Raw genomic sequence first — 12,202 nt, forward strand, 5'->3', positions numbered from 1 at the left:
TGCAGCTGCCCAACAATTTCCTGCACGATCATCTCGGGGCTTATACGCGCGGGCTCGCGTTAATTCAGCAGCGCGGGGGGGTTTTGCACGAGGGGGTGGTGAGCGTCGACGAGCCCGCGGCCGTGAAACGCGAGCGCCGATTCCGGATGCAGGCGCAGCGCCTCCACCAGCACCTTCACCGACGTCGGCATCAGGATGTCGGCCTCGGCAAGCCACTTGACGTAGCGGCCACGCGCATGTGACCAAAGCGCCTGGGCGGTGCAAACTCTATCGTTGAAACCCAGGTGGACGTAACGGACGCGGGGGTCGGCCAGCGCACTCACGATCGGCGCCAGCGCACCGTCGGGCGTATCGTCGCCCACCACGATCTCGATGTCTTCGAAGGTTTGGCGCTGGGCGCTGGTCAGCGCACGGCCTAGATAGTCGCCTCGGCGCGCGGGGATCAGAATGCTGACGGTAGCCATGAAACAGGGATCTCGTTGAATTGACTGGCGGGCGGCGGCCGGAATCGACCGCCTCAACGCCCGTGCTACGCGTGCCCGGGGGCCTTTTCGAGCAACAGGTAATACTGGAGGGTGCACAGTTCGAGCAACTCTTGGCGGCTCACGTTCTTGAGCGTCATTCGATCGAGATCGATGTTGACCGGCCCCGTGACACCTTGATGCTGCTGCCACAGATGCGCGAGCCGTCCATCGATCGAATGGCGCATCTCGATCACGCGATAGCCTGTCTCCTCGCAAAACTTGATCATTTCACTGCGCGTGAAGAACCGGATATGCGTGATGTCGAGCAGCCCCGCGTCGGCATACGGCCAATTGCCCTTGCTGAGCTCGTCCATCAGCCAGAGATTGCGGACGTTCGGAATGCTCAGTACCAGTTGTCCCGTCGGCGACACGAACGGGCGAAGTTTCACCATGACGTCCCACGGGTTGTACATATGTTCGAGCACGTCGGCGAGCAGCACCGCGTCGAGCGTACCGTGCGCGATCCCCTCCTTGCGCAAATCGAAATCCTCGAACCGGCCCATCAACACGCGGTCGAGCTTTTGCTGCGCGAGCGCCGCCGCCGAGCGATTCATCTCGATGCCCCACGCCCGGCTGCCGGGAAAACGCGCCTTGACCAGCGCCGCATTGCTGCCCGCCGAGCAGCCGACATCGAGGATCAGCGACGGCAGGTTGGTGAACATCTCGGCCAAATCGTTGCGGCCGCGGGTGTGGTAGAGATCGTCGACAGGCCGGGACTCGGCGTCGAGAAATTGCTGCCAGACGTAGCCTGCCTTGGATTGTTCCGGCGCTTTGGCCTGCTCCGGTGCCTTGTATGGCGCCTGTGCCTTGGCCATCGTCGCCATCAGTTGCGCGACGCGCTGCGCAGCACTGCCGTCTTCCGCCGCGTTGTAGTGCGCCACGCGCCTTGCGGCCATTTCCAGGACCGCCTGGCGGGCTGCGCCGTCCGTCAACAGCAGCCGCATGGCGCCGGCCAAGTCCTGCGCCTCAACCTCCATGATGCCCGTTTCCGATTCGAACGCCGGCCCCATGACCATGCCCGTCTCGTTCATCAGATTGATCGCCGGTGTGCGGGCCAGCATCGCTTCGACCAGATAGTTCGAATCGACCGCCACCAGCAGATCGGCACCGGCGGCGAAGACCTGCGTGTCGCCGGTGCAGTAGAAGTAATCGTCTCCCGAGGCACCCAACTCGCCCAGAATCTGCGCGCAGCGCCGCTCGCCGAAGGCGGCATTGGATGGTCGGTCCTTAATAACGGCGTTGAAGCGCACGCCGCACGCACGCAGCGCCTCGCAGCTCGCCACAAAGACCATCACGGAATCCGCGTAGATGTCGTCATTGCAATGCGCACTGAAGTTCGCCGCCCAGGTCGTGCCGAACACGATCAACGGCAAGCCGGGCTTCAGCCCGTATCTGGCGTCGAGGTGCTGGCGGCAGGCGACCTTGTTCTCGCGCAGTTGCGCATAGACGTCCCAGGCCGGGTTGCCCGTGACGGCGAAACGCTCTTCCGGATATCCGAGATCGAGGTAGCCTTCCATGCCGCGCCGCCCGAACACGGCGAGCTTATCGGCGATCAACTGGTCGTGCACCGTGTAGGGATCGACGAGCGCAATGCCGTGGGCAACGTGCAGCGTGGGGATGCCACGCGACTTGGCCCAGGTGGTCGCGGCCTTGCCGTTGCCCGTCACGTCTTCGCTCGTCACGAGCAGCTCGATATCGAATCGGCTCGCGGCCTGCTTCAAGCAATCGAGCAATGCCGCAGTGGCCGGCAAGGTCGTAGCAAGGCTATCGGCAACCGCTGCCGAAATAAGTCCCGACTCGCGCCCGATCGCGCGCTCTTCGGCGGCAAGCGTGTCCAGGTACTGCGCAAATTGCGTCTGCAGTTGCACCGTTTCGCTCTCGAAGCGCCTCACGCCGTCCGCATCGAGCAGAGTCTCGAGCGTGACGACGGTGCTGCCGGTGCCCTCGATCGCCGCGCGCATCTGCGGGCTCGTGGCCCCCTCGGAAACCAGCACCACCATCGGCTCGCGCATCGAGAGAAATTGCCGAAGCGCTTCGAACTGCGTGCCCCACAACAGGCTGACAACGGCCTTCTGTTTCATTGCCGGCCTCCATCGAAAATGCCGAAATGTGTTTCCAACAACGCTTTGACGAGGTGGTATTCCGTTCCGACGCTGACGTCGATTCCGTCCTTGAACCGGAACGGCGCGCCCGCCGCCCAACCCCGCGCAATGTTGGTCGCGCGCTGGTCAATCTGCTCGTGCTCGAGCCAGGCGTGGAACTGCCCGAGCACTTCCGGCGCCAACACACCGCGGAAGTCGAAGCCCGGCATACGCGTCACGAGCGTCTTGAAGAGTCCGAAGAAGAAGTGCCGGCTGCGCAGCGGCTTGAGCAACTTGCCGAGTTCCGCGGCGAATTGCTCGCGTGAATACGGCAGCCAGGGTTGCAGCGCGGCGAAATCGCGCTGGTCGAGCGCCGCGTCACGCGCCGCGACGTCCGCAGCGAAGCGCGCATTGGCCTGCGCATCGGGGCGATTGTCAAAAACGACGAACATCCGCCCTGTCACACGGGGCGTCAAATGCCTGACGACCGTCTCCTCTAGGAAGTAGCCCAGATCGAACAGCGCCTGGTCGCGAGCGAACCACGACAACACGCGCTTCCATCGCTGCGTGGCGTCGAGTTCGGCATAGGACAGCCAGTTGACGTTGCCGCCGCCCAAGAATGCGCCGTACGGCGCGGCAGCGACGATCGTGAGACCTGTGGCATTCGCGAACTCGACGAGTTCGTCGACGCTGACGCGCGACATGTAATGCGTGAAGTCGCCCTTGGTCTGGGTACGCTTGAGCGGCGCAGGCCAGCGCGACTCATCGGTGCCGTAAGCTGCGTGCGCGTGGTCGAGCGAATGGATATCGAAGACCATGCGGCCGCCGGGCCGCACGACGCGTTTCCATTCGAGCAGCGACTCGCGCCAGTTCGGAAAGTGAACGAGCACGTTGAGCGCGACGGCGCAATCGAATGTGCTGTCGCCGAAAGGCAGTGCGGCGACGTCGCCGACCTTGAGTGAAATCGGCGCGCCGGCGGCCAGCCGCCGTGTTTCATCGAGCATCGCTTGCGAGCTGTCGATACCGGTCACGCGGTAGCCGTCGGCAACCAAGGGCAATGCCGCGCGGCCCGTGCCGACGCCGATATCGATAATTTCCGGCCCGCTGGCGAAACGCCGGATTGCACCGATTTCGAGCGCATTTTTGAGGCTATTGGTCGATTCGCTCACCACCATGCGGCCCGAATACCAGTTGACCATGCGCGGATCCTGCCACGCGTCGGTCTTCCAACGGATGAGGTCGGACTGGCCGTCCTCGGCGGGGTGATCCAGCCTATCGTTCATTTCAGTACTTCCCAGGAAAGAGGAGTGCCTCGTTTGAGGCTTTGGCGGACCTTCGTCCCCAATACGACTTCGAGGTACTTCGGCGACAAGCCATGTCCAGGCCGAATCGCGCGCACGTTTTCGGCATTCAGCGTCTCGCCCGCTTCCACATCGCGGACGATATAGAGCGAGCGCCGGAAAACCGACGATGCATGCTCTTGCCGCGTCGGGCCGTAGGTGACGCGCCCGAGCGCCTGCCAGGCGCGTTCCGTCTCGACGACGAGCGTTTTCATTTCGTCCGGCTCGAGCGAAAATGCGGAATCGACACCGCCATCCGCACGCCGCAGCGTGAAGTGTTTCTCGATCACACTCGCGCCGAGCGCAACGGCGGCGACGGCCGCCCCTACGCCCATCGTGTGGTCGGACAGGCCGACTTCACAGCCGAACAGCTCGCGCATATGCGCGATCGTGCTGACATTGCTGTTTTCCGGCGATGCCGGGTAGGAGCTCGTGCACTTGAGTAATACGATCTGCTCGCAGCCTGCCGCCCGGGCAGTGCGAACCGCTTCGTCGAGTTCGGCGACAGTTGCCATGCCCGAGGAAATGATCAAAGGCTTTCCCGTGGCAGCCACGCGCCGAATCAACGGCAAATCGGTGTTCTCGAAGCTCGCGATCTTGTAGGCGGGCACGTCCAGACGCTCGAGAAAGTCGACAGCGGTTTCATCGAACGGCGTGGAAAAGCACAGCATGCCGAGCGCACGCGCACGCTCGAAGATCGGCTTGTGCCATTGCCACGGCGTATGCGCCTGCTCGTAGAGCTTGTACAACGAGGTGCCGGACCACAGGCTCGCGGGATCGTCGATATGGAACTCGCCCTCATCGAGATCGAGTGTCATCGTGTCGGGCGTATACGTTTGCAACTTCAGCGCATGCGCGCCGGTGGCCGCCGCCGCTTCGACGATCTCGAGCGCGCGTTCGAGCGACTGGTTGTGATTGCCCGACATCTCGGCTATCACGAACGGCGGGTGGCCGCGTCCAATCGGCCGATCCGCAATCTTGAATGCGCTCATCGCGCGTCTCCTTCCAATGTTGACGGCAGCGCGTCTGAGAATGAGGCCATCACGCGGCAAGCTCGCCCGCGGCTTTCAGCGCCCCGTAGATCCATTCCGCCCGCTGCCAGTCTTCGAGGGTGTCGATGTCCTGCACAAGATTTCTCGGCAACGCAACCGGCAATGCAGCTGGCGAGAACAGCGTATCGCCACGTTGCCATGCTTCGCAGCGCCCCCAGTAGAATTGGCCCGCGTCGTGCCAAGCCGTGTCGAGGTCCTGCGAGCGCACGAGGCGGTACTCGGGGTACATCGCGTCGAGCGCCCCATCGGCCGTCACGCGCAAGGCCCGTTGCACCGGAAAATCGAACGTCGTAACCGAAAACGCATAGGACTTGCCGGCGTGGGCGTCGAGCAATTGCAGACCTTCGCGCAGATAGCGCACCTGCAGAAACGGCGCGGTCGCATAGATGCAGCATGCGAATTGCGGTGCCTCGCCAAGACGGGCAAGTTCGCAGAGCGCGTGTTGCACGACTTCCATCGTGCCGGCGTAGTCGTTCGAGAGCGCCTGCGGCCGCACGAAGGGCGTCTCGGCGCCGAATTGCCGCGCGATTTCGGCAATCTCCTCGTCATCGGTCGTGACGATCACGCGCTCGAACAAGCCACTGGCGAGCGCCGTGCGGATCGAATACGCGATGATCGGCAAGCCATGGAAGGGCTTGATGTTCTTGCGCGCGATGCGCTTGCTGCCGCCGCGCGCGGGGATGATCGCGACTCGGCTCACGTCAACACCCGCCTCAACTCGTCAGCCACGATCGACTGTGCTTCATCGGTCAGCCCCGCATACATCGGCAGGCTGATCGCCTCCCTGTAATACTGTTCAGCTTCGGGAAACTGGCCTGGCGCAAACCCAAGGCGGCGATAGTACGGCTGCAAATGCACGGGGATGTAATGCAGGTTCACGCCGATACCGGCTTGCCGCAGGCGTTCGAATACTTGGCGATGCGTGGCCTGCATCGCATCGAGCTTCAGGCGCACGACGTAGAGGTGCCACGCCGAATCATCGAGCCCATCGCTTCGCGGCAGCATGAGCGGCAGGCCGTCGAGCAACGTCGCATAGCGTCGGACGAGCGCCCGGCGGCGCGCGAGAAACGTGTCGAGCCGCGCGAGTTGAGATACACCGAGTGCGGCCTGAATGTCGGTCATGCGGTAATTGAAGCCCAGCTCGACCATCTCGTAGTACCACGGGCCATCGCTTTCGCCTTCCATCTTCGCGGCATCGCGGGTGATCCCGTGGCTGCGCAAGCTCGACAGCCGCGCGTGCAGTGCAGCGTCGTTCGTCAGGACGGCGCCGCCCTCCCCGGTCGTCACGATCTTGACCGGATGGAAACTGAAGACGGTCATGTCGGCAAAATCGCCGCATCCCACAGGGCGGCCTTCATAGGTCGCGCCCACCGCATGCGATGCATCTTCGATAACGGTGAACCGGTAACGCTCGGCGAGCCGCTTGATCGTGCGCATATCGGCGCTGCGGCCCGCGAACGCGACAGGCACCACGATCTTCGGCAGCGTCCCGGCCTGCTCGGCATCGGCAAGCTTGCGCTCGAGCGCCAGCGCATCAAGGCACCAGGTATGACGATCGATATCGACAAAATCCACGTCGGCGCCGCAGTAACGCGCGCAATTGGCCGATGCCACGAAGGTATTCGGCGTCGTCCACAACCGATCGCCAGGGCCGAGGCCGGCCGCGAGGCAAGCAATGTGCAGCGCGGCCGTTGCATTGGTAACGGCCACCGCATGCTTTGCCTGAGCGCGCTGCGCGAGCGCGGCCTCGAATGCGGGTATCGCGGGCCCTTGCGTCAGCCAATCCGACTCGAGCACGCGTGCAACAGCGGCCAGATCGGATTCGTCGATTGACTGACGCCCGTATGGAATCGTCGCGCTCATGCTGTTCGCTTGTCGAGCGCCCGCAATTCGTCGAGGGTCAGGAAGTGACCGTTGTTGTCGGACGTGTACTTGAAACCCTCTTGCGCCGGCTTGCCGACCTCGCCGCGCCCATTGATCGCGTAGTCGCTTTGCACGATGAAGCGCACCGAAGGCGTAATGACGTAGTGATCGTCGAAGACGACAGTATTGATGCTGTCGTCGCGCGTGATCATCATTTCATGGAGCTTTTCGCCCGGACGGATACCGATGATGTGCTGCGGCAATTCGGGCGCCATCGCACGCGCGAGATCGACGATACGCACCGACGGAATCTTCGGCACGAACAGCTCTCCGCCCTGCATGCGCTCGAAGCTCTTCAGGACGAAGTCGACGCCTTGCTCGAGCGTGAGCCAGAAGCGCGTCATGCGCTCATCCGTGATCGGCAGGCTTTGGGCGCCCTCGGCCATCAGCTTGCGGAAATACGGCACCACCGAGCCGCGCGAACCCACGACATTGCCGTAGCGCACCACCGCAAAGCGGGTCTTGTGCTTACCGACCAGGTTGTTGGCCGCAACGAACAGCTTGTCCGACAAGAGTTTAGTCGCACCGTAGAGATTGACCGGGCTCGCGGCCTTGTCGGTCGAGAGCGCGACGACTTTTTCCACTCCGTTCTCGATCGCCGCGTTGATGACGTTTTCGGCGCCGTTGACGTTGGTGCGAATGCACTCGGTCGGATTGTATTCGGCGGCAGGCACTTGCTTGAGCGCGGCGGCATGCACGACGTAGTCGATTCCGCGCATCGCCTGCTTCATGCGCTCGGCGTCGCGCACGTCGCCAATGAAATACCGCATGCACGGTGCACAGAACGTCTGCTGCATTTCGAACTGCTTCAGTTCGTCGCGCGAGAAAACGACGACACGCGCCGGCTTCCACTTGGCAAGCAGCGCTTTGATGAACGTCTGGCCGAACGAACCCGTTCCGCCCGTGATAAGTATCGATTTATCGTCGAACATTGCCCGATCCTTCTAGCCCACATCGTCTGCCGCGGATGCGGCCAGCCGAAAAACGCGCCCGCTGGTCTCCAAGTGCCGAACGGTGCGCTCCTTCCGATGGATTCGTATATTAGTGACGACTGGCAAGCACCTTAGCCCCGATTTGAAGGCGTTTTGACCTTCTAATCGACAAACTGAAGCCCTGGCACGGTGCGACCGACGAGCTATCCGACGCCCCCACAGCGTGAAATGACTCGATTACCCCCCCAATTGGGCTTCTTTTTTACTGATCGGGAGACTTGCGACGATGTTAGATTGGCGCCGTACGGCAAGGATTTGGCAAGCCGCTCGCCCCCGGGCGCGAGACTCATATAAACGGATTTTTCATGACGGACACCCCTCCTCGGACGAATGGCCGTGGCCTGGTCGCAATTCGCGCCGACGCCTCGATCGACTGCGGAAGCGGTCACGTCATGCGCTGTCTTACGCTCGCCGATGGGCTGCGCGCGGAAGGCGCGGACGTCCGTTTCATCACACGTGCGCATCAGGGCAATCTCGATGCGCTGATCGAGTCCCGAGGCTATCGCGTTCATTCGCTCGGACCCGCCCTTCCGAATTCGGCTGACGCACTCTCCATCGCCGACGGGCCACCCCATGCTGCCTGGCTTGGCTGCGACAGCGCGACCGATTTGAACGATACCGCGCGGGTACTGGAATCGATCGGCGGCGTCGACTGGCTCGTAGTCGATCATTACGCACTCGACGCTCGCTGGCATACGCCCCTGCGCAAGTATGCGAACAGGCTGTTCGTCATCGACGACCTAGCGGACCGAAATCACGACGCCGACCTTTTGCTCGATCAGAATCCGGTAGCAGATGCGCATCAGCGCTACGTCTCGCACACGGGGCCTCGATGCGAACGCTTGTTGGGCACCGCCTACGCGCTGCTGCGTCCGGAGTTTGCCGAACTACGCGAGACAGTGAAGCATCGTCGTACAGAGGGGCGAGCGCGTCTGCTGGTATTTTTTGGGGGTGTCGACGCCACGGACGAAACGGGTAAGTTTCTCGATGCGTGGTCCGTTCAAGACGCGAAGCGCTTTGTGGTCGACGTGGTGGTCGGTGCGAATCATCCTCGTCGGGAATTTCACCTGCAACGGGCGCTCTCGGGGGTGAGTGTGAAGGGCTACGTCCCGGCCATGGCCGCACTGATGGCGAAGGCGGATCATGCGTTTGGCGCCTCCGGCACCACAAACTGGGAGCGCTTTTGCCTAGGGCTGAATGCGTCGATCGTTTCGGTTGCAGAGAACCAACGACCAATCGCGCAATACCTCGGCGAAGGAGGATGGGTAGATAGTCTCGGCGACGCACGTGACACGACCCCCGACACCTATCGCGAAGCGCTGCGCATGCTGGCGCCCGCCTCGGCGGCTGCCCGAGCTCGCCGCACGCGTCTCATGCAGGCGGTCGACGGCCACGGCGTGGGTCGCGTCATTGAGCACTTGCTCGACAAGCGAGGGGAGCAATGAGCGACAACGCGTTTGGCGCGTGGCGCGACCGCTTGCGCCCGATCAGCGAGGCCGACTTGGCCAGGGTCCTCGAATGGCGTAATTCGCCCGAGGTGCGCGTCGTCATGTACACAAGCCGCGAAATCTCGATGACCGAACACAAGGCGTGGTTCGAGCGTATGGCGCACGACAATTCGAGGCGCACCTGGATTTTCGAAGCCGACGGGGAACCGATGGGCGTCGTCAATCTGACGCATATCGACATGACGACCGGTGAGGCGCACTGGGGCTTTTACGTGCGCCCCGGTGCACCCAAAGGCAGTGGTTTCCGGCTCGGGCGGCTTGCACTAGCCGAAGTGTTCGGGCAGCTAGCGCTAAATAGGCTAAGCGGCGAAGTGCTCGCGTCGAACGAAGCTTCGCTGCGCTTTCATCGCAAGCTCGGCTTCGAGCACGTGCGCGTTCTCAAGGAACACCATCGCGATGAAAGCGGTGCTCATGACGTCCACGTTTTCGGTTTGACGCGCGCGGCCTGGGAGCGCAGCCGCGCTGCTGACCTCGCGCAAGATGCCGTACTCGCGCACGCCAAGCAATTGTACGGCGCGGGCCGTTTGCGAGAGGCGGCGGATGCCCTGCGGGAAGTGGTCGCGACGCGACCCAACGACGCCGAGGCGCACAAGCTTCTCGGCAACGGACTGATGCAACTGAAGCGGTACGACGACGCCGAGCAAGCCTACAAGCAAGCCCTGACGCTAACGCCGCAAGACGCCGACGTGCTCGCCAACCTCGGCCGCGTGCTCTACGCGCAACAGCGCCTGCCCGAAGCCGCGCTGGCCTCGCATCTCGCCGTCACCGTTCGGCCAGACTTCGTGGAAGCTCAGATCGACGTTGCCTGCGTGCTGCGCGACCTAGGACGGCTGCCGGAATCCGAGGCCACGCTGCGCACGGCCATCGAGAAGCGCCCCGATTACGCCGACGCGCATTTCAACCTGGGCATCGTCTTGGAGAAGACCGCGCGTTTCGCCGAAGCCGAGGCGGCTTATCGCGAGGCGCTGAGGCTACGCCCGGACGCCGCCGCCGGATATAACAACCTCGGCAATGTGCTGCATCAAACTGGCCGCCCCCAGGAAGCCGCCGATGTCTACCGGCAAGCGCTCGCGCTCAACCCCAACGGCGCCCCGAGCCACTACAACCTCGCCACCGCCCTGCGAGCGCTCGAGCTTCCCGATGAAGCCGAGCCGCACTACCGCCGCGCACTCGAACTCAAGCCAGACTATTTCGACGCGCAATTCGGCCTCGGCACCTTGCTGCTGAGCTTGGGCCGATTCGAGGAAGGCTGGCGTCTGTTCGAGTCGCGCTATGCCTTGCCGCGCTTTCTGCACTATAAGACGAAGGCGACGTTGCCGCTGCCGCAATGGCAGGGTGAATCGCTCGAAGGCCGTTCGCTGCTCGTCTGGCAAGAAGACGGCCTGGGCGACGTCATTCAATTCGGCCGCTACTTGCCGCTTCTCAAGGCAGCCGGGGCCGCGCGCATCGATATGGTGTGCGCCCCATCGCTGCATCGCCTTTTTGCCGATATAGAGGGCGTCGACGGCTTGCTCACGCACGATGCGGCCGCTGGCACGTACGGCGATTACGATTGCTGGACGAGCCTATTGAGCGTGCCGATGCATCTGCGCACGACGCTGGAGACGATCCCGCCCGCGCACTACTTGCAAGTCGATCAGTCACGCGCCGCGCACTGGCATGACCGGCTGAAAGCAGCCCTGCCGCGCGGCCCTCGCATCGGCTTGGTCTGGAAGGGCAATCCGCACCATCACAACGACGCGCATCGCTCGCTGAATTCGGTCGCGCAATTGCTACCGCTCTGGAGCATTCCGGGCGTGTCGTTCGTCAGCTTGCAAAAGGGCCGGGACGAGGACGAGGCACAAACACCGCAACCGTTCCAGCCGATGCTCGCATTGGGGCACGAGCTAACCGATTTCGCCGATACGGCCGCGCTGATCGCACAACTCGACCTCGTCGTGTGCGTCGATACGTCCACGGCGCATCTGGCCGCATCGCTCGGCAAACCGTGCTTCGTCCTGCTGCCATATCACGATCCGGACTGGCGCTGGCTGTACGGGCGCACCGATTCGCCCTGGTATCCGGGCACGATGCGCGTCTTCCGACAGCCGCGCGCCGGCAATTGGTCCGCGCCTGTCGAAGCGGCATTGCAGGCTTGCTTGGCTCGGTTCCAAGGGGAATCGACGACGGGAGTGTAAGCAGCGAGCGGCCGATCAAGTTCGATCAACCGCTCGCGCTACCGGCTTGCGCCTACGAAGCTGATTGTCCGTAAAAGGCGCGCATTGCGATGCCATAAGACGCAATGTCGGACACCGCACTAGGGCAAGAGGGCGTACTACGCTGGGTTAAGACGCGCCGTGCCCCGCCGTCGGCGCTGGCGTCGGCGTTGGCATTGCCACGGGCGGAATCGCCGGCTGCATCGCGATTGGCTTCACCGCATTCTGAAGAGACGGCACCGCAGGCAACGCATCGTTGATCGTGGTCGTCCGTCCGCCATCCCGATAGAACGCCATCTCAGCCGCGCGGTTCATGACGAGAATGCTGATGCGCCGGTTCGTCGGCGCGTTGGGATCGTTGCCCTGCAGCGGTTGCACATCGGCCAGCCCCCGCACCTGCAACAGCTTATCGAGCCGCATGCCGCCCGATACGAGCGCGCGGCGTGCGGCGTTCGCGCGATCCGACGACAATTCCCAGTTCGTATAGCCTTCTTCGCTGCCTTGATACTGCACGTTGTCCGTGTGACCCGCGATCGAAATGTGATTGTCGACGTCGTTCAGCGCCGAGCCGATTTGCGTGAGGATCG

At 63.1% G+C, this 12,202-nt stretch carries 10 protein-coding genes; 2 read left to right on the forward strand and 8 right to left on the reverse strand.

Annotation, left to right across the window (positions count from 1 at the left end; genetic code table 11):
- Positions 1-59: 59 nt before the first annotated feature.
- The 7 genes from ACTHL0_RS02410 to pseB all read right to left on the reverse strand — a co-directional run bounded on the left by ACTHL0_RS02410 (position 60) and on the right by pseB (position 7,852).
- A complete protein-coding gene (locus ACTHL0_RS02410; RefSeq protein ID WP_440564989.1) occupies positions 60-464 on the reverse strand; it encodes a glycosyltransferase family 2 protein in 405 nt (134 codons plus the stop codon).
- A 65-nt stretch (positions 465-529) separates the two neighbouring features.
- On the reverse strand, positions 530-2,605 hold the full coding sequence (locus ACTHL0_RS02415) for a class I SAM-dependent methyltransferase (RefSeq protein ID WP_440564990.1): 2,076 nt from the start codon (positions 2,603-2,605) through the stop codon (positions 530-532).
- Positions 2,602-3,888 carry a class I SAM-dependent methyltransferase gene (locus ACTHL0_RS02420; protein WP_440564991.1) on the reverse strand — a complete coding sequence of 429 codons (1,287 nt, stop codon included), beginning with the start codon at positions 3,886-3,888 and terminating at the stop codon, positions 2,602-2,604. Before ACTHL0_RS02420 ends, ACTHL0_RS02415 begins: the two co-directional genes overlap by 4 nt.
- The gene (gene pseI / locus ACTHL0_RS02425) at positions 3,885-4,937 is read right to left on the reverse strand and encodes a pseudaminic acid synthase (RefSeq protein ID WP_440564992.1); all 1,053 of its coding nucleotides are present in this window, start codon (positions 4,935-4,937) and stop codon (positions 3,885-3,887) included. The genes ACTHL0_RS02420 and pseI overlap by 4 nt, the downstream gene beginning before the upstream one ends.
- Before the next feature lie 49 nt (positions 4,938-4,986).
- Entirely contained in the window at positions 4,987-5,697 is a 711-nt protein-coding gene (gene pseF, locus ACTHL0_RS02430) for a pseudaminic acid cytidylyltransferase (protein ID WP_440564993.1), read from the reverse strand.
- Positions 5,694-6,860 carry a UDP-4-amino-4,6-dideoxy-N-acetyl-beta-L-altrosamine transaminase gene (pseC, locus tag ACTHL0_RS02435; RefSeq protein ID WP_440564994.1) on the reverse strand — a complete coding sequence of 389 codons (1,167 nt, stop codon included), beginning with the start codon at positions 6,858-6,860 and terminating at the stop codon, positions 5,694-5,696. Before pseC ends, pseF begins: the two co-directional genes overlap by 4 nt.
- On the reverse strand, positions 6,857-7,852 hold the full coding sequence (pseB, locus tag ACTHL0_RS02440; protein ID WP_440564995.1) for a UDP-N-acetylglucosamine 4,6-dehydratase (inverting): 996 nt from the start codon (positions 7,850-7,852) through the stop codon (positions 6,857-6,859). Before pseB ends, pseC begins: the two co-directional genes overlap by 4 nt.
- A gap of 365 nt (positions 7,853-8,217) precedes the next feature.
- Here pseB and pseG point away from each other — a divergent pair, with 365 nt between their 5' ends.
- Both pseG and pseH read left to right on the forward strand, forming a co-directional pair.
- Positions 8,218-9,357, forward strand: a complete 1,140-nt coding sequence (gene pseG / locus ACTHL0_RS02445; RefSeq protein WP_440564996.1) for a UDP-2,4-diacetamido-2,4,6-trideoxy-beta-L-altropyranose hydrolase — start codon at positions 8,218-8,220, stop codon at positions 9,355-9,357.
- Complete coding sequence (gene pseH / locus ACTHL0_RS02450) at positions 9,354-11,597, forward strand: UDP-4-amino-4,6-dideoxy-N-acetyl-beta-L-altrosamine N-acetyltransferase (RefSeq protein ID WP_440564997.1); 2,244 nt, start codon at positions 9,354-9,356, stop codon at positions 11,595-11,597. Before pseG ends, pseH begins: the two co-directional genes overlap by 4 nt.
- A 147-nt stretch (positions 11,598-11,744) precedes the next feature.
- Here the strand turns inward: pseH and ACTHL0_RS02455 are convergent.
- Positions 11,745-12,202: OmpA family protein (locus ACTHL0_RS02455; RefSeq protein WP_440564998.1), on the reverse strand; the 458-nt coding region annotated here is incomplete at its 5' end.

Source organism: Trinickia sp. (assembly GCF_051961175.1).
Lineage (GTDB): Bacteria > Pseudomonadota > Gammaproteobacteria > Burkholderiales > Burkholderiaceae > Trinickia.